The following is an 18,025-nucleotide window of genomic DNA, read 5'->3' on the forward strand; positions in this document are numbered from 1 at the left end:
AAGCACAGCTTTGGCGGGGTGGGGTTCTTCGGGTTTAGTAAGTATTCAAGTGGACGTGATATGAGTTAACACTTTTGACAACTTTGTAGTTTCTAGAAGCGGTACAGCAGTATAGTCGTCACTGCGTTCATCGGCTGCTTGTCGTAATTTAGGAATGAATTCAGTTTCTTTCAGACGCATTCCCAACGCAAACAAAGTTTCAGCCATATCGTCTTTAGAAACCTTAGTGTCTGTTAACTGTGAAAAGCGTCGATCTATTTCTTCTAAAATCAGATCCCGTAATGCCGTAACATCATCTTGTAAGTGGACTTTAGTCTGAAAGATTTCATCTCGAATCGAGGTAGTTTGGGTATCTAACGTCTCATCAAGGGACTGAACGCTGCTAGAGAACTTTTTATTGAGTCTATCAACCTGTTGCCGTAAGTCAAGAGTTTCTTCTTGAGTTGCCAGGTTGAGTGATTTCAGCTTTTTATCCAGCGCCTCAAATCCTGCCTTTAGTTCAGCCGAAAAGTTGGACTTGAGTTGATCGACATGCGATCGCATCTGCTGTTGCAGGAGAGATATATCTGACTCCAGCTTGCTAAATCGATTTTCGTACTCTCTTACCTGTGTCCCCAAAATAATATCGCGGATCTGATCGATATTGCCAAGGCGTTCTCGTACATCGTCTTTACTCATCTGACTCATCAGTAAAACCTCGCTTTTCGGGAATCAATTGGGGATAAGAGGTGATGCATTCAACTGATTTTTAGGCTAAAAGTTCTTAGCATAAGATGCAGCTAACTCACCGAACCTGCTTTTAGTACATTAAAGTTATTATTCCCATTTGTTCACAAGTTCTATCTGTGAATGAGATTTTTCATGCTTACTCATAAAAAATCGCCACTGTTGATTTATTAATAAATATAGCGCTTCTCGTTTGGGTGCAATACACTTTGACCTCTCTCCTAAAAGGAGAGAGGCTTTGAATCTTACCCCCCAACGCTAGTAGGGAAGCAGGGTGGTTTCATTCAAGTAGAGAAAAAGGTTTCAAAGCCTCTCCCCCCGTGGGGGAGAGGAATGGAAGTGGGGTCAAAATCTATGGTTTTAGATGAGAAATCAAGACTTACGTATTTTTATTTTTTCGTATGAAACCACGCTGCCCTTACCTTGTAGGGAAGGGGCTGGGGGTTAGGTCTGTATTCATGCAATTGAGAACCGCTATATTCTTAATTTCTCAGATTTTGGCGTTACTATCTTTTCAGTTCAAAAACTCTTGGATGCGTTTAACAAACTCTTCTAACTCTAAGATTAAGTTACCAGTACCTCGACGCTCTTGGTTGTAAGCTACTGCTTCTAGTTTTTCTGCTGCTAGATACATGGTTGTAACTCCCATATTGGCACTAGAACCTTTAATTTGATGGGCTTGGTGCGCTATTTGCTCCAAGTCATTAGCTGCGATCGCTATTTTAACGGCCTCTAGACGAGGTTGAATATCTTCAACAAATATTTGCAGTAGTTCCAATTCAAATTCTGGGTTATTTTCTGATAGTTCATGCAAGCGTTCCCAATCAACTGGGAGATCAACTGAATCTACATCTGTTGTTGAAACTGTCTGCTCCAAAGCTGTTTCTTTTGCCAGAAATATCACACTGGCCCAATGCTCTAGCGTCGCCGCCAATTTTTCTTTCTTTACTGGCTTGCTCAGATAGTCGTCCATTCCCGCATCTAGACACATTTGTTGGTCTTTTTTCATGGCATTAGCTGTCATTGCAATTACCACAGGACGATAACCACTGGCAAAGCGGCTTTCTGGCCAACGATGAATTTCTCTCGTGGTTTCTAAACCGTCGAGAACTGGCATTTGACAATCCATCAGAATTAAATCGTAGGGAATTTTTTCTAATAGCTGTAATACTTCTTTCCCATTAGCAACAACATTAGCATTGTAGCCCAGGCTTTGGAGTTGCTTCAAAGCTACTTTTTGATTCACCAGATTATCTTCAGCTAAGATAATTCTTAATTTATGGGAGTTAGGAGAATGATAGTTACTGTTGTTTTCATAATTTTTCAGTTTTAAATCCTGACTTCTGTTAGCGTAGCGGGGCGTAGCCCATTCTGACTTCTGACTTCTAACTCCTGTCTCTTCTTGCTTCTGCGTTCCTAAGACAGTCATGATGGTATCGAGGAGTCGGGATGGTTTAACAGGTTTGACTAAATGAGCTGCAAATCCTATTTTTAGCGCTTGTTGAATTTCATCCCGTTGATTAGTAGAGGTAAGCATAATCAAAGGTAGCCCAGCGATCGCTGAATTTGCCTTAATTTGTTCTCCTAAAGTCATGCCATCTATTTCTGGCATCTGCATATCAATCACCGCAACATCATAGAGATTTTTTTCCTTGGTAGCCTCCTCAATAGCTTTGAGAGCAGTAGTAGCCGAATCAGCCTGATCCACCAACATCCCCCAACGGGTAGCTTGATGATGGATAATTTTGCGATTAGTAGCATTATCATCCACTACTAACAAGCGCCGATTGAGCAAAAGTTGGTAATCGTCTTTTGAGGAAATCGGATCAATTTGCTTGGGGAGTGTTACTTCAAACCAAAACTTAGATCCTTTCCCCAACTGACTTTCTACACCCATTTCTCCTCCCATCAAGTTCACCAGTTGCTTGCAAATGGCTAATCCCAAACCTGTGCCGCCATATTTACGGGTGGTGGAAGCATCTACTTGGGTAAATGGCTTAAAGAGTTTGCATTGGTCTTCAGGGGTAATGCCAAGACCGGTATCGATGATGGCAAAATGGATGGTGGCTGTAGTCGAAGTTTGCGATGGCAATTCGACCCTTAATACTACCTCTCCATTGCTGGTGAACTTGATCGCATTGCTGATCAGGTTCATCAGAATTTGCCGCAGGCGGCCAGCATCGCCTTGGAGGTGGGTGGGAACGGTGGGATAGATTAATGCTCCAATTTCTAATCCCTTATAATGGGCTGGGGGAGCCAATAAATCCAACACCTCTTCTACACAAGTAGATAGGTCAAAATCTAGAGTTTCTAAGGCCATTTCCCCAGCTTCAAGTTTGGACAGATCCAAAATTTCGTTGATCAGGCTTAAGAGAGCGTCTCCACTAATGCGAATTGTTTCGATAAAATCTCGTTGCTCCGAGTTGAGGGGAGTTTCTAACATTAAGCCTGTCATCCCCAACACAGCATTCATCGGAGTCCGAATTTCATGGCTCATGTTGGCCAAAAAGGCACTTTTGGCAAGAGATGCTAATTCAGCTTGTTGACGGGCAATTTCGAGTTCTCGTCGCTGTTGAGTTTCTGCGTCTAACATTTGGGCTTGGGCTAAAGCAATACCTACTTGGTCAGCTATTTGCCGTAAAAGATGAGTTTCAAAGCTAGACCATTGGCGGCAAATTCCACACTGATGGACAATCAGTAAACCGGAGAGTTCTTCTTTAACAAGAATGGGTATGACTAAATTGCACTCAACTCCAAATTGTTGCAGTAATTCGATATGGTTTTTTTGGACTTCAACTATATCCAACTCAGCAAGCCCCAAATTCCGTCTTTGACGGTACTGCTGTAGATAGTACTGCTGGATGTATTCTGCTTGAAAGTAACCATCGGCAAGCTTTTTCTCTTTGATTGCCAGCCAGCCAGAAACTACTGCCTCAACGATGTTGGCTCCAGAACTATCTGCCAAAGGTTGATAAATCAAAACTCGATCGCTATGGAGGATTTTTTGTACCTCGGTGACAGTGATTTGGAGAATTTCTTTGATTTGCAAAGACTGACGAATCTTGAGGGTGATTTCAGTAAATAGTTGCGATCGCAAATTTTGGCGTTGGAGTTGTTCTTCTGCTTTCTTGCGCTCAATAAACTGCCCTACTTGCTCACCAATAGAATTCATCACTTTTGCCAAATCTGGGTCAGCTTGCTGAATCTCATGGCTAAAGCAGGTAATGACACCGATAATTTTTTTACCACTACGGATCGGAAAACCGAAAGCTCCGTGCAGTTCTGCTTGGGCAGCGATTTGAGAGCGGATAAAATTCTGATCTTTAACGACATCAGCAATCCAAACTGGTTCAACAGTAGCCCAGACACGACCAGGCAGCCCAATTCCTGGTGCAAAGGTGATCTGCCGACTGAGGATGTCAAATTCTTGCATCTCTAAGGAGATTTTATACCATATATTTAATAATCTCAGTACATTTTCTCGCTGATCTACTATCCAAAATTCACTTAAATCCCATCCCAAACTTTCGCAGATTCCTTGCAGAATTTGGGGCATGGCTTCGTTAATTGTAGTAGACTCTGCTAAGACGCGGGTTGTAGCATACTCTGCTTTGAGATGTTGTTGAGTTCGTTGGCGTAAGCGCAGCTCCTCGAAGGCATCGCTGATGTCGATACCTGTGGAAACAATGTATTCAACGTCGCCCTGATAGTCTTGCAAGGTAGTGTTAGACCAAGAAATGAGCCGCCGACCGCCATCCTTAGTTACCCAATAGTTTTCGTATTTTTTCGGGCTTTCACCAGTTTGCAACTGCTCAAAAACTGTTTTCACCGGTTCTATCTCTTCGGGAACTAGAAACAGGTTCCAGAAATGCCTTCCTTTCACCTCATCAAATGAGTAACCAGTGGTTTGTTCACAAGCTTGATTGAAGCGAAGGATTTGCCCTTTAGGGTCAAGAACTATTACCAAAGCGCTGGTTGTATCAAGGACTGCTGAGATAAAGTTGCGTTCTTGGTTCAGTGTTTCCTCTGTTAATTTCTGTTCTTTCCCCTCACGATAAATAAAGTAGTAGACTATAGCCAGAATCAGAAAACTTAGGCAAATAGCGATCGCCTGTATCAGCAAAGTATTGCGGGCACTGTTTTTTGTGGTTTTTAACTGCTGTTGAAGTTCTTCCGTCTCTTTGTTTTCCATCTGATGAATGATATTGGCGATATCACTCATTAAGTTATTTCCCTGATTTGTATTTATTACCTGTAATGCCGCATCTAAGCCGATATTCTGGCGCAAGTCGATAGTCTTTTTCAGTTCCTTGAGTTTTACTGTAATCAGGGGTTTAAGGGTATTGAGTTGACTCAGTTGCTTCGGATCATCTGCGGTTAATTTTCTTAGCTGCTTAATTTCGGGAGCAAGTTTGGTAATTGCTGTCTGATATGGTTTGAGATACGCATCCTGTTTAGTGAGTATATAACCGTGTTGTCCCGTTTCAGCATCCTTGATATTAGACAGCAGTTCTTGCAAGTTGTTGATTGTCAGTTGAGTGTTATTCACCCTTTTTCCAGTACTAATTAATACTTCTGCGTTCTGGTATGACATCGTACAAATCAGGACTAAAATTGCCAACGCCAACCCAAACCCGGCGGCAACCTTTTTTAAAAATTGTTTGCTTGCCTTCTGTGCCTGTTTGCGTGTATCACTCGCCAATACCAAACTTGCTAAACTGCGCCGGATTTCTAGCTGCTTGATTACCTGGCGACCGAGAATTTGTAATGCTTCAAGTTGTTCTGGAGAGAGTTTTCTTGGTACATTGTCAATTACACAAAGTGTTCCGAGTGCATATCCTTCAGGGTTAATCAGAGGTACACCAGCATAAAACCGAATATTCGGATCAGAGGTGACAAAGGGGTTTGTGGCAAACCTTTCGTCAACTGTTGCATTAGGCACAACAAAAATTTCAGGTTGCATAATAGCATGGGCGCAGAAAGCCACATTTCGGGGTGTTTCTAAGGCATGAACACCAACCTTTGACTTGAACCACTGGCGATCGCTATCAAGTAAACTAATTAAGGCAATGGGAGTTCCACATATATATGAGGCTAAACGGGTGAGGTCGTCAAAGGCCGCTTCCGAAGGAGTATCGAGGATCTTATACTGCAAAAGAGATTCGATTCGCTGTGTTTCGTTATCAGGTAATGGTGCTTTCATTCTTGAGCCTTATACCATTTGGGATTTTGGATTTTAGACTTCGGCTTCGCTCAGTCGAACGATTTTGGATTATTTATGGGGTTTGCCTTCTGCCTACTAAAATTTGACCCGCAACTGTCCTGTCAAGGAATTACTCCCGTTGGCACTTCCCCCTATATCTTGACTGCGGACATTACTAAAGCTATAACCCAAGTCTGCTTCTAAATTGGGCGAAAACTTTACCGTACAGCGCGTTTGATAGGTATTAGCGTTGTCAAATACTCCTTTAAGTCGCTGTCGTCCTAAGTTGGCAGCGAGGCGACAGCGTAAGAAATTAGCAATATCTCCCTCCCAAGCCACCTCACCGTTGTAAAGTAGGAAGTCTGGTGGAGAAAAATAACCACTTGTGCGTTCTAAATCGCGATCGTAACTTAAAGTGAATAAGTTACCTGCTAGAGAAAATTGTCCGAACTTGCGCTCTAACCGACTAAAAGACTGCACCTCGGAATTACCATCGTTGTAGTTACCCAAACGCAATGATGAAAACAAGCTGGTGTGACGGTCAATCTGCCAGTATAAATCAGGCCCAAATCGCCAAGCAGTAATTTGATTGTCTAAAGTTCGGGCATTGGATTTATAAGGCCCTTGTTCTAAATTACCTGATAGTAATACTAGCGATCGCAATTGACCTGATGACGAAACTTGCGGCGGCGAAATAGTAGCCTCCACCTTAGCATTGAGATTGATCGCTGTGGGTAAGCGATTGAACACATCGACTCCGGCTGCTGTTTGCAGAGTCACTTTCCCAATTTTTCCTTCCCATCCAACTTGCAAAGGAAAATTGCTAATTGATTCAACACCCGGTTGCTCAAAGAGGTTGAAACCTGTCTTGAAAAATATTTTATTGCCATTACTCAATCGAAACTTAACCGTTGAGTCGAGGAAGAAATTAGTTTGGCCAAAGCTGTCTGACTCATAGTGATAGTCTGTATCAATACTTTCTAAAACTGCATCCGGCGTTGCTGGTTTGGTGGAAGTTTTTGGTGGGCTACTTGACAAAACTGCATCTGGCGTTGCTGGTTCGCTGGAAGCTTTTGGTGGGCTGGGATTCTGCGGTGGTTCAGGTAACACTGGCCGTAATCGCAGATCAGGATTGAAGTTTTCGGGTGCCGCCATTAAAATAGGTTTTGGCTGAAATCGATAGGGGGGCGGCATCGAAAGTTCTAAATGATCGAAGTTAACTTCGTCCTTAGCTCTGATGCCCACTCTGACTTCTCTGTGAGTTCCAAGTTTTGAGTATTGCTCTGCTAACTCAGCATTTACTCTGGTGACTTGCTCAGTTAATTCTGAAGGTGATTTCCATTGGGCAGCTTGTAACTTAGCTTCTGATAATATGCAAATACCTATGCTACAGATTACTCCCAATTGAATCTGTAGGCATCCCAAAATCAACTCAGTATACAAACTAGATCGAGAAACAAAAAAATAACGTCTAAAACTATCTGCCATCGGTTAATACTGTAGATGCAAAATTTGCTGCCAAAAAGTTTCCTGGCTGCTAGCTGATGTATTCGGCTTGGGATTATGATGCCCAGAATAGATGCTTGTTAAGACATCGGAAAGAAAAAAGGTGTCCCAATCTTGTAGGGTGGGCAACATGAGCGCCCCTAAGCTAAGGCGCTCATGTTGCCCATCCCACAAGAAGTAGTTGAGTATTTACTCGTTCCTGGGCTGCCGCCTGGGAATGCATTCATTGAGTCTCTGGTTCAATGTCTTGACTGGAGGCGGCAAGCCCCTAATCAGCCATTCCCATGAAGAGCATGGGAACGAGAGAACAACGGTAAATCGAGCTTTTTTCGACTTGTGTGTACACCTTAGCCTGAAAGGAGATAAGAGTCAAAAGTTAGGATTATTGTTAGCCGAAGCCAGAGAGACAAATCCCTAACTTCGGCTAATTGTCTAAGAAGCGGCGGACTGTAATTTTTCTAATCGTGTCAGCACTTCTGAACTGTGAACCGTTGGATTGACTTTGACAAAAGTCTCGCGCAAAACGCCCTGAGGATCGATGATAAAACTGTGGCGCATAGATAAAAAGCCTAGCCACGAACCGTAAGCTTTACTCACTGAACCATCAGTGTCAGCCAACAGGGGAAATTTTAGTCCCTCTGAATCACAAAATTTGGCGTGGGAATCAATATCATCAGCACTTACGCCAATAATCTGAGCGTTTTTTTCCAGGTATTGGGGTAAGTCTTGCTGAAAACGACGAGCCTCTATAGTACAACCAGAGGTGAAGTCTTTAGGATAAAAGTACAGGACTAGCCATTTACCGCGCAAGTCAGAGAGGGAAATTTTGCCATCACCTGTGTTAGTTGGCAAAGTAAACTCTGGTGCGGGTTGATTAATTGCAGGAAGTTTACCACCAAGAGCATCAGCAGCAGGGGTAAAATTCAGCCAGCTGATGACAGAAATACAGCTGGCAAATAATATGCTTAAAAAAGTGCGGCGGGAAATCATGGTGCAAACCAGAATCACAACTTTACACAAGTTTACAATTCTTGGTTGCGAGAAATCTTACTCTAAGTGAGATTCGGGAGGGGTATCTGTGCTTTCGATGTATTGACTATCTAGGAGAAAGGCTCCCCTAGTAAAGCGAATACCCCAATATCCACCGGGTCTGCGGTCAATAACTATACCCTCTTCGCCAACCTGAATTACATTGGGGGGGCGTAGCATGGGCATAGGTTCAGCAGTTTTGACGTAGGCTGGTAGTGCCACAACGCGGACTTTACTACCAATTGCGAATTCTTTAGACATATTAATTAATCAAGCAAGCTAGGAATTTTGATCAACTGATAACTCATATAAAGTCCGGATAATTAGTTATGATTCCCACAGTCATTGCACCCCACCCCCAGCCCCTCCCCGCCGGCGGGGAGGGGTTCTTCGGGTTTAGTAAGTATTCAAGCGGACATGATATCATAACTATCTTGAAAGTCTACTAAATAGGGCATTGGGCATTGGGTATGGGATAAATAGGGAAAGGAAAGGGGATGAAGTTTTTCCCCTTTCCGCATCTTCTGCAAGAAGTCTATTAATTTTTAATAATGGAAAATAATCCCTGGACATCAGTCAAGGGTGAGTGCCAGAGCAATTCTGGTTGCCAAGTATCTGGATCAAGGTGGGAGTGACAACCACGTTGATATGCTTGCCATAGTCTGTCCCAGGTAAATTCTTGTCGAGAATTTAAGTCTCTATGGATGACTCGCAACAGTCCTAGCCCCAGCATCAAGTTAGTTATGCTAAATTTGGTTCCGAATAAAAATGCCTGGACTTCGGCTTCACCAATGAAGTCTGTGCCATAACCTGTGATGACGTGAACCCCGTCATGAAGTTGTTTACGGCGGCTACCTGTAGTGAAGGGTTTGAAATTGTGTTCATTGAGAAAGTCTGCCCAAGTTTTGCCAAAAGTGCCAGTAGGGAGAAAACATAATTTCTCTATTTCCACAATTTGGGGAACATCTCGCCCCTGTGCTTGGGCGAAGCGATCGAGTAAATCTAAAACCTGTTGCAGACGAGGAGCGGGATTTGGGTAAGCAGTAAGCGGTTGCATCATAATCTATTTTGGGATGAGATGGGCAGGACTGCCCACCTCAGACTGATTAAGTATTTTTTCCAAGATTGGGGATTATCCGGGATTGCTTTGTTGACGATTTTGATGCCATTGCTGTATTTGTTGCTGCTGTGCGGGGGTTAAGACTGCTTTAATCTGTTGTCTTTCTGACTGCCGAATTTCTTTTATTTGGTCTTTCTGTGCTTGAGTCAGATTTAATTTAGCAAAAATACCTCCTCCACGACGATGATGACGATGCTCACCTGTTTGTTGTTGACCTGTTTGCCCCTGAGCCTTACGCGCTTGCCACTCAGCCTTATGCGCTTGTTTCGCTTCCTCAAACTGTGCTTTTTGGGCTGGGGTGAAAACTTTATCTTCAATTTCCTGCCAGGTATTTTGGTGAATTGTCTTAATTTGGGATTTTTGTAAAGATGATAGATTCAAATCTTTCCAGTGGCCCTTCTGTGGAGCTTGTGCAAGTAGCACGGGTGAAGGAGAGGCTGTTTGGGCGTGAACAGCAAAGGAGGTTGCAGTTAAAGTTAAGGCGATCGCTCCAGCAACTAGCGATAATACTTTGAGTTTCATTATTTATCTCGTGGGTTTTTCCTGGTTGGATGCCACTATCATAAGAACTTATCTTCAATAGTTACATGAGGAGAAAGTCATGGTTCTACCCATGACTTTAGTCATGATTGACAATAAATAGTTAGGAGTGGGAAGTTAAGAGTTAGGAGTTTGGAGAGACGCGATTAATCGCGTCTGTACGTTAAGAGTTTGGAGAGACGCGATTAATCGCATCTGTACGTTAGGAGTTAGGAAGATTTTTATTATGATTAATTAATTTATATAGCAATACTATCTTAATTGTGAATTTTTTTGGTTTTGATATCCTGCATTTCCTCTTAATTTCTCACTCAGCGAAAAGTAAAAACGCCGGAATGTGACCCTCAAACTTTATTCCCAACTCTCAACTTCCAAATCATTCATAACTGGAGCGAAGCCATTGATGAGTCGTCCAATTCAAATTAAGAAACATCCTTTTCCGTCTCTCCTTTATCTGGAGTGGACACTACTAGCTATCACTGCATTGACAGCAGTTATACCACCTCCGTTACGGCGTTTTCATCCTAAGCCTCCAGAACTATCAATTTGTGGTGTATTTCCAGACTTATCAGCTTGTAGCATATTGCCAGAACTATCAATTTATAGTCTGATTATTTTTGCGGTAATGGGCTTAAAATTACCCAGAAATAACCAGTTAAATAAGGTAATATACACAGCTATTGAAATTTTGTTGATTTTAACAATTGGACTTTTTGGGGAAAGATTTGCTCGGCTTTTTCCCTTTCTCTACATAATTTTAGTGACTCGTAGTTGTCTGATTTTTCATTTAAATGGGCGTTTATTTGTTACAAGTTTGTCATTTGCCTTATTTTTAGTTACTACACAACTAAAATATCAGTTATTCAATTTTCAAGCATCGGTACAGGCACAAGAGCGATACCGATTTTTGATTTTGAATTCGTCGCTGGTATTTGGCTTAAGTTTGGTTTTTGTGTTGTTGATGATGAATGCAGTATTATCTGAACGGCACAGTCGAGAAAAGCTAGCGATCGCTAATGAAAAACTCCGCCAATATGCCCTGCAAATTGAAAATCAAGCTACTTTGGAAGAACGTAACCGCATTGCTCGTGAAATTCATGATTCATTAGGACACTCTCTGACTGCTTTAAATCTACAATTAGAAACTGCTTTAAAACTATGGCAATCTAACCCAGGCAAGGCTGAAACGTTTCTAGCAACAGCTAAGGAATTAGGCTCAAAAGCCCTAAAAGATGTCCGTCAATCTGTTTCTACTATGCGTTCTGATCCCTTACAAGAACAGTCTTTAGAACGGGCGATCGCTAGTCTTTCAGAAGATTTTCATCGCTCAAATGGTATTTTACCAATTTATCAAATTAACATTGAATATTCTTTACCACCTGAAATCAATACCGCTATTTACCGCATTACTCAAGAATCATTGACTAATATATCTAAATATGCGTATGCAACAGAGGTTAAACTAGAACTCACGACGACAAGAGGAAATTTAAGATTGATAATTCAAGATAATGGTAGAGGTTTTAATTTAGGACAAAATACTACTGGTTTTGGACTTCATAGTATGCGCGATCGCACCTTAGCACTGGGCGGTGAATTTAATATTGATAGCGCTCTTAGTTCTGGTTGCAAAGTTACAGTTAATATTCCCTTAACAAGGTTGAGATGATGATTAAAGTGTTGCTGGTAGATGACCAAGGTTTAATTCGTCAAGGATTAAGAGCCTTATTAGAACTAGAACCAGATATAGAGATAGTAGGAGAAGCAGAAAATGGGGAACAGGCGATTAATTTGGTTGCGGAATTTCAGCCAGATGTCGTATTATTAGATATTAGAATGCCCATTATGGATGGAGTTGCAGCCACACGGGAAATTCAAAAACATTTTCCCAAAACTAAGATTTTAGTCCTGACGACTTTTGATGATGATGAATATGTGTCAGCAGCATTGCAAAATGGAGCAATGGGTTATTTATTGAAGGATACACCATCAGAAGAATTAGCTGTTGCTATTCGTGCCGTTGATAAAGGATATACTCCACTAGGTCCAGGTATAGTTAAAAAATTGTTGACTAAGTTTTCTCATGTTGCAACAACTCAGTCACCGCCAGTACCATCGAGTTTAGCCGAGCTTACTCCTAGAGAAAAAGAGGTTTTGCGGTTAATTGCTACAGGCGCTAGTAACCGAGAAATTGCTCAGGGACTTTACATTTCTGAGGGGACGGTAAAAAATCATGTTACGAATATTTTAAACAGGTTAAATTTGCGCGATCGCACTCAAGCTGCGATTTGGGCAAATACATATTTATCCTATTTGAATGAGCCAAGTTAAATAATTGAAAATTAACAATAGCAGTTATAGCGGTTCTCGGCCCTTGTGAGGTACAACAACCCCACCCCCAACCCCCTCCCCGCTCTTCGAGAGGGGGCTTAAGATGTACTTGAGAATTTTTGGGATGCGCTTTATTTTACAGTTGTCACAATGACAACTGTAGGATTTGGCAATGTTACTCCCGAATCTATATGGGGGCAGATCCTAACAGTATTAATGATTTTGACAGGAATTCTATTAATTCATTGGCCAGTGGCGGATTTAATTAAGCGAGTGGTGAAAACTGCTAATCAGGTAGAAACAGATTGTTCAGCTTGTGGTTTGGCTTTCCACGATGTAAATGCTGGGTTTTGTAAAAAGTGTGGAGCTAAATTACCTACTTAAATAGTAAGATTATGTGATATGGCAATCCTAAATCAGTTACGAACAAAAAGATCCCCGACTTCTTGAAGAAGTCGGGGATCTGAGCCTCTCGGTGGAGAGCAAATCAACTCGGATTGCTATATGAGAATCAGATTATCATTTGTCAATATTTACTTATACAGTAGAGAGAATAGTTCAAATGCGCGATAATAAAGAATAGCCTAGCTAATTTTCCTTTAGAGGATTTCATAAATCATTTATGACTGCTATATCTAAGATAATTTAAATAACTCCAAACATTCCTTTGTTAAAATGCCTTTTGTGACTTTGATGTTCCTAAATGACTTAGCAATTACCTCTTCACAAGATATATTAATTTGTGATTGATTTATACTGATTAAATCTTGAATGGAAGCACCGTATACAATTTCTGATAAACCACTCCAAACACAAGCAGTTGCACACATCGGACAAGGTTCGCCAGTTGTATATATGCTATAACCTTCTAAAGAGGGGTTTTGAAGTTTAGCTGTTAAACTACGAATAACGTTGATTTCCGCATGGGCTGATGGATCGTTGTCCCTCCTCACAGTATTATGAGCTACGGCAACGATTTCGTTATCTTTAACAATCACTGCACCGTAAGGCGAATCGCCTTCTTTTGCTTGGGCCAACGCTAAACGCATAAAATGTTCTGGGTTCATATAAGCTGGGGTTAACATCAGGATAATGGTTAATAATATCGTATTTCTAATGCTATAACTTGGAATTAAGATGTATTAATGGTCGAATATGTTACTGAGCAGACAAGAAACAGAATTTTACTTAAAAGACCTGGAAACACCAATAGGTAAAGCGATCAATTTAACACTTGCCTTTTTGGTGCTAATATCATCAGGAATATTTGTAGCAGAAACATATAATATTCCTGATTATACGCGGTTTCAGTTGAATGTCGCGGATATTGCGATCGTTATCATCTTCGCGGTGGAATATTCACTCCGTCTGTGGAGTGCGGAAAACAAAATTAAGTATATTTTTAGCTTCTATTCAATTATTGATTTAATGGCGATTTTACCATTTTTTCTAGGAATGGTGGATATTAGTTTTATCCGCCTACTCCGATGGTTTCGGATTTTACGATTAATCAGATTTATAGATAGAAAATTCTTATTCGCCAGTGTCAGTACCGAAGATGGCATGATTTTTGCGCGAATCTTATTTACATTATTTGCAATTGTTTTTATTTACTCTGGCTTAATTTATCAAGTCGAGCATCCGGTTAATCCTCAAAATTACGGTACATTTTTGGATGCCTTTTATTTCTCTGTTGTCACAATGACAACTGTTGGATTTGGCGATGTTATTCCAATTTCTGAATTAGGGCGCTTGCTAACAGTATTGATGATTTTCACAGGAATTGCATTGATTCCTTGGCAGGTGGGAGATTTAATTAAGCGAGTTGTGAAAACTGCTAATCAGATAGAAATAGTTTGTTCAGGTTGTGGTTTGGCTTTCCATGATGTAGATGCTGGGTTTTGTAAAAGGTGCGGGACTAAGTTACCTAGTCGCAGGGTTGATTGATATCATGTCCGCATAATTAGTTGTGATTCTCACAGTCATTGCACCCCACCCCTCAATCCCCTCCCCGCAAGCGGGGAGGGGAGGCAAAGCGTAGGTTTGGGGTGGGGTTCTTCGGGTTTAATAAGTAATCAAGCGGACATGATATGAGATGCGATCGCAACCTGCATAATACACGTTCACGCTAAAATAATCTTTCTCCGGCGATCGCTCAGGCAAGACAATACAACCAATGGCTAACCTTAACCTCCTTTCAGAATATAAAAGCTTTGGTGGCAAACTCGGCTTTTACAGTCATCACTCTTCTACCTGTAACGCAAAAATGCGCTTTGCTGTCTATCAACCACCACAAGCAACTCAAAAACCTGTGCCGATTCTCTATTTTCTTTCTGGATTAACTTGCACGGAAGAGAATTTTATGGTAAAGGCGGGAGGAGTGCAGCGCTTGGCGGCCGAGTACGGTTTGATATTGGTTGCACCAGATACGAGTCCGCGCAATACTGGCATTGCAGGTGAGGATGATGACTGGGACTTTGGCACAGGTGCGGGCTTTTATGTTGATGCTACAGAGGAACCGTGGTGTCAACACTACCAAATGTATAGTTATGTCGTCCAGGAATTACCTGCTTTAATTACCGCAAACTTCCCCACCCAACCGGATAAACAAGGTATTTTCGGTCATTCGATGGGGGGACATGGGGCACTTGTCTGTGCAATGAGAAACCCAGAACTGTACAAATCAGTATCAGCTTTTGCACCTATCACTGCACCTATGGGTTGTCCTTGGGGTCAAAAGGCTTTCAGTGGTTATCTTGGCAGCAATCAAGATAGTTGGCGTGCTTATGATGCTAGTGAATTAGTTAAAAAGGTAGGATATCACAGTTCGATTCTCATTGACCAAGGGACTGCTGATAAGTTTTTAGCTGAACAATTACTGCCAGAGGTGTTTGAGCAAGCTTGTGCAGATGTTAAGCAGCCGCTAAACTTGCGTTACCAAGAAGGCTATGACCACAGTTATTATTTTATCGCTAGTTTTATTGAAGATCATATCCGCCACCATGCGATCGCTTTATTACAGCAGTTTTGATTTTAGCTTTCTATCGGACTCCTATTTGATATTTGAACAAGCGTTGTTTATATTTATACTTATACCTGCCTACGTCTGCCATTTTCTTAATTTTTATATTGTAATTAAACAAATAACCCCAGAAATCAAACAGTACCCTGTGATGCTGTAGGAAAATCAATAAGATAAAACTTCAAATGATACATACAAATACCTTGGTAGGGGCACAGCAATCTTCCCTAGGAGAAATCTATATGTATCAAGGTTTGTGTGAAATACTATGAGCGATCGCTCACCCGATTTTGGGTGATATCCCTAGATATGGTGATCTCAGTTTTGATCAACAATACATTTGCAACTCATTAATCAATTAAATCTTTACCAGGAGAATGACTATGTTAGATATCGATGAAATGGGCACAAAAGAGATACATGAAATCTTGCAGAAAGTAGGATATGGGCACTTAGGTTGTGCTATCGAAGGACATCCCTATGTTGTGCCTATGCGCTATTATTTCGACGAGCCAAACATCTACATCTTCACCACCGTTGGGATGAAGACCAAGTATATGGACGCGAATCCAGAAGTCTGTTTGCAAGTTGAAGAAGTCCACAATCTCAAGCATTGGCGCAGCGTTACTGTAACGGGTCTTGCCGAACACATCACTCTTCAACAAGACATCGATCGCGTGATGCAATTTGTCAAAACAGAAAATCCAACGCTTTCGCCCGCTATTAATCGCACCTGGATTGATTCTTGGGGTCGTGCGGAGGTGATGGCGCTCTACTGTATCCATCCCAGTGAGATGAGCGGACGAACCACTGATGGAATCAGTAGTCGTTAATGTTTGAAAAGTAGTTTGGTGTAATTTTAGGCACTTATTGATCCCCCCTAACTCACGCCAGTCGCTCTACTTGGGGAGACCCCAGACGCTCTCTACGAGACGCTAAAAGCGTAGCTTGCTTCCCTGTAAGGGTACGCGGACTCGCTTGCCGCCGGCGCTATTGCTTTTAGCGTCTCCCCTTCTCACATTGGGAGAGGCTAGCGCCAAGGGAGAAGACCGCGCTGGTTTCCCTACGGTGTACACACAAGTCGAAAAAAGCTCGATTTCCCATTGTTCTCTCGTTCTCTCGTTCCCATGAAGAGCATGGGAATGGCTGATTGGGGGCTGCTGCCGCCTCCAGTCAAGACATTGAGCCAGAGACTCAATGAATGCATTCCCAGGCACCGCCTGGGAACGAGTAAAGCCTTATCAAGTTAGGTTTTTAGGACTTGTGTGTACACCGTAGCCTTAAAAAGAGGGGAACTGGAATCAAAGTTTTAGCAAGGATTTAAATAGTGTGTGAGTTGTATAACTTCTACTAAAACATTCAAAAGGTAGAGGTTAGATTGGGCAAATTTTGTAAATATTAAATGTGCGGCGACACAAACTCAAGCTGAGATTCAATCTTAACTTGACGATAATAGAGCCAAATTTCAGAAATTCAACATAACTAGAGCAATTATCATGAGTACTGCAATTGATAACTTCACCAAAAATCTTCATGACAATTTAGAAGCGGTTGAAGATCGGGTAAAATCGCTGAGAGAAAGTATTCAATCTGCGCCGAAAAAAACTCAACTTGAGATTGAATCTCAAATTGATGAGGCGAAAGCAAAGCTAGAAGCTAAGAAACAAGAATTCGATGAGTATCGGGCAAAGCTGAAAACTCAATTCGAGGAAAAAGAATCTGAGGTGAAGTCCCATGTCGAGGAATGGAAAACTGGTCGCAAAGCCAAGAAACTCGAACATCGGGCAGATAAAGCTGAAAATCATGCAGCTACTGCAACCTTCTTAGCGATCGCCACGATTGAAGAGGCTGAAAAAGCCACCTTAGAAGCGATCGCCGCCAGACTAGATGCTGAAGCTGCTGCGGTAACTACAAAGAAGTAAGACACGATTAACCTGCCAACATTAGACATCCGGTGAAAAAGAGAATTGTTTTGACATAGCAGTGTTACGTCTCTACAAGGTTTCTGGATAAAGCATTTTTAACTTCTGGAAATATTTAAAGGAATCATCATGGTAAGTAAAATTGACATCAACAAATCTGTGCCGCGTCAGCGATGGGGTGAATTTTTTGATCAGTTTTCAAGTGGTAATCGTGGACGGCATATTTCAATCGAAATCATCGATTCAGAACTCGGTGACGAAGAACTGATTCAGGATGCACCTTTAATGGCAATGGTTTACGATCGCCCCGGTAAGGGGGATGATTTGGTGATTGAAGTCGGTCAACATGAAGTAACCTACGCTCACACCATCGATTCACCAACTGAAGTTTTAACGGGACAGAACTCAAACGGTGTGATGATAGCGATTTGGATTAGTGATGCTGCTGGGAGAAAAACGTTGATCAAGCTACAAGCTAGTTGATATGGTTGCATAATGCTGGGTTCAGCTTAAACAGCACCCAATGTTCCATAGGGACTTCCAAGAAATAAATTACTCAAATAAACGAACCACAGAGACACAGAGAACACAGAGAAATGAGGAGAAGAGAGTTTTTTGGGTATTTT

At 41.7% G+C, this 18,025-nt stretch carries 17 protein-coding genes and 1 pseudogene; 9 read left to right on the forward strand and 9 right to left on the reverse strand.

Annotated elements, in window-relative coordinates; all coding sequences use genetic code 11:
* Positions 1 to 45: 45 nt before the first annotated feature.
* From V7K97_RS20850 to V7K97_RS20865, 4 genes are all read right to left on the reverse strand, one after another.
* Positions 46 to 687, reverse strand: a complete 642-nt coding sequence (locus V7K97_RS20850; RefSeq protein ID WP_334802906.1) for a hypothetical protein — start codon at positions 685 to 687, stop codon at positions 46 to 48.
* A 553-nt stretch (positions 688 to 1,240) separates the two neighbouring features.
* The gene (locus V7K97_RS20855; protein WP_334802907.1) at positions 1,241 to 5,929 is read right to left on the reverse strand and encodes a response regulator; all 4,689 of its coding nucleotides are present in this window, start codon (positions 5,927 to 5,929) and stop codon (positions 1,241 to 1,243) included.
* 96 nt (positions 5,930 to 6,025) lie between these two features.
* A complete protein-coding gene (locus tag V7K97_RS20860; protein WP_334802908.1) occupies positions 6,026 to 7,417 on the reverse strand; it encodes a hypothetical protein in 1,392 nt (463 codons plus the stop codon).
* Between the two features lie 3 nt (positions 7,418 to 7,420).
* Entirely contained in the window at positions 7,421 to 7,567 is a 147-nt protein-coding gene (locus tag V7K97_RS20865) for a hypothetical protein (RefSeq protein ID WP_334802909.1), read from the reverse strand.
* 94 nt (positions 7,568 to 7,661) lie between these two features.
* Here V7K97_RS20865 and V7K97_RS20870 point away from each other — a divergent pair, with 94 nt between their 5' ends.
* Positions 7,662 to 7,853, forward strand: coding sequence for a hypothetical protein (locus tag V7K97_RS20870; protein WP_334802910.1), 192 nt, complete (start codon positions 7,662 to 7,664; stop codon positions 7,851 to 7,853).
* A 14-nt stretch (positions 7,854 to 7,867) separates the two neighbouring features.
* Here the strand turns inward: V7K97_RS20870 and V7K97_RS20875 are convergent, their stop codons facing one another.
* From V7K97_RS20875 to V7K97_RS20890, 4 genes are all read right to left on the reverse strand, one after another.
* Positions 7,868 to 8,425 carry a peroxiredoxin gene (locus V7K97_RS20875; RefSeq protein ID WP_334802911.1) on the reverse strand — a complete coding sequence of 186 codons (558 nt, stop codon included), beginning with the start codon at positions 8,423 to 8,425 and terminating at the stop codon, positions 7,868 to 7,870.
* Positions 8,426 to 8,482: 57 nt separating this feature from the next.
* Positions 8,483 to 8,725, reverse strand: coding sequence for a regulatory protein SipA (sipA, locus tag V7K97_RS20880; protein WP_334802912.1), 243 nt, complete (start codon positions 8,723 to 8,725; stop codon positions 8,483 to 8,485).
* A 277-nt stretch (positions 8,726 to 9,002) separates the two neighbouring features.
* The gene (locus V7K97_RS20885; protein ID WP_334802913.1) at positions 9,003 to 9,524 is read right to left on the reverse strand and encodes a Coq4 family protein; all 522 of its coding nucleotides are present in this window, start codon (positions 9,522 to 9,524) and stop codon (positions 9,003 to 9,005) included.
* 72 nt (positions 9,525 to 9,596) lie between these two features.
* Positions 9,597 to 10,106: a P pilus assembly/Cpx signaling pathway, periplasmic inhibitor/zinc-resistance associated protein gene (locus V7K97_RS20890; protein ID WP_334802914.1), complete on the reverse strand. Its 510-nt coding sequence runs from the start codon at positions 10,104 to 10,106 to the stop codon at positions 9,597 to 9,599.
* Between the two features lie 421 nt (positions 10,107 to 10,527).
* On the opposite strand from V7K97_RS20890, the gene V7K97_RS20895 reads away from it, so the two are divergent.
* From V7K97_RS20895 to V7K97_RS20905, 3 genes and pseudogenes are all read left to right on the forward strand, one after another.
* Positions 10,528 to 11,793, forward strand: a complete 1,266-nt coding sequence (locus V7K97_RS20895; protein ID WP_334802915.1) for a sensor histidine kinase — start codon at positions 10,528 to 10,530, stop codon at positions 11,791 to 11,793.
* A complete protein-coding gene (locus V7K97_RS20900; protein ID WP_334802984.1) occupies positions 11,793 to 12,455 on the forward strand; it encodes a response regulator transcription factor in 663 nt (220 codons plus the stop codon). Before V7K97_RS20895 ends, V7K97_RS20900 begins: the two co-directional genes overlap by 1 nt.
* Positions 12,456 to 12,569: 114 nt before the next feature.
* Positions 12,570 to 12,839, forward strand: a pseudogene (locus tag V7K97_RS20905) (potassium channel family protein); the annotation flags it as partial.
* A 251-nt stretch (positions 12,840 to 13,090) separates the two neighbouring features.
* Here the strand turns inward: V7K97_RS20905 and V7K97_RS20910 are convergent.
* Positions 13,091 to 13,522, reverse strand: coding sequence for a nucleoside deaminase (locus V7K97_RS20910; RefSeq protein WP_334802916.1), 432 nt, complete (start codon positions 13,520 to 13,522; stop codon positions 13,091 to 13,093).
* Between the two features lie 88 nt (positions 13,523 to 13,610).
* Here V7K97_RS20910 and V7K97_RS20915 point away from each other — a divergent pair, with 88 nt between their 5' ends.
* From V7K97_RS20915 to V7K97_RS20935, 5 genes are all read left to right on the forward strand, one after another.
* Positions 13,611 to 14,402, forward strand: coding sequence for an ion transporter (locus V7K97_RS20915; protein WP_334802917.1), 792 nt, complete (start codon positions 13,611 to 13,613; stop codon positions 14,400 to 14,402).
* Between the two features lie 229 nt (positions 14,403 to 14,631).
* Positions 14,632 to 15,486 carry an S-formylglutathione hydrolase gene (gene fghA / locus V7K97_RS20920; protein ID WP_334802918.1) on the forward strand — a complete coding sequence of 285 codons (855 nt, stop codon included), beginning with the start codon at positions 14,632 to 14,634 and terminating at the stop codon, positions 15,484 to 15,486.
* 392 nt (positions 15,487 to 15,878) lie between these two features.
* Positions 15,879 to 16,310, forward strand: a complete 432-nt coding sequence (locus tag V7K97_RS20925) for a pyridoxamine 5'-phosphate oxidase family protein (RefSeq protein ID WP_334802985.1) — start codon at positions 15,879 to 15,881, stop codon at positions 16,308 to 16,310.
* 663 nt (positions 16,311 to 16,973) lie between these two features.
* Positions 16,974 to 17,399 (forward strand): hypothetical protein, encoded by a 426-nt coding sequence (locus V7K97_RS20930; RefSeq protein ID WP_334802919.1) that lies wholly within the window; start codon positions 16,974 to 16,976, stop codon positions 17,397 to 17,399.
* Positions 17,400 to 17,528: 129 nt separating this feature from the next.
* Positions 17,529 to 17,882 (forward strand): DUF5335 family protein, encoded by a 354-nt coding sequence (locus tag V7K97_RS20935; protein WP_334802920.1) that lies wholly within the window; start codon positions 17,529 to 17,531, stop codon positions 17,880 to 17,882.
* Positions 17,883 to 18,025: the final 143 nt, after the last annotated feature.

Source organism: Nostoc sp., assembly GCF_036917815.1.
Taxonomy (GTDB): Bacteria; Cyanobacteriota; Cyanobacteriia; order Cyanobacteriales; family Nostocaceae; genus Nostoc.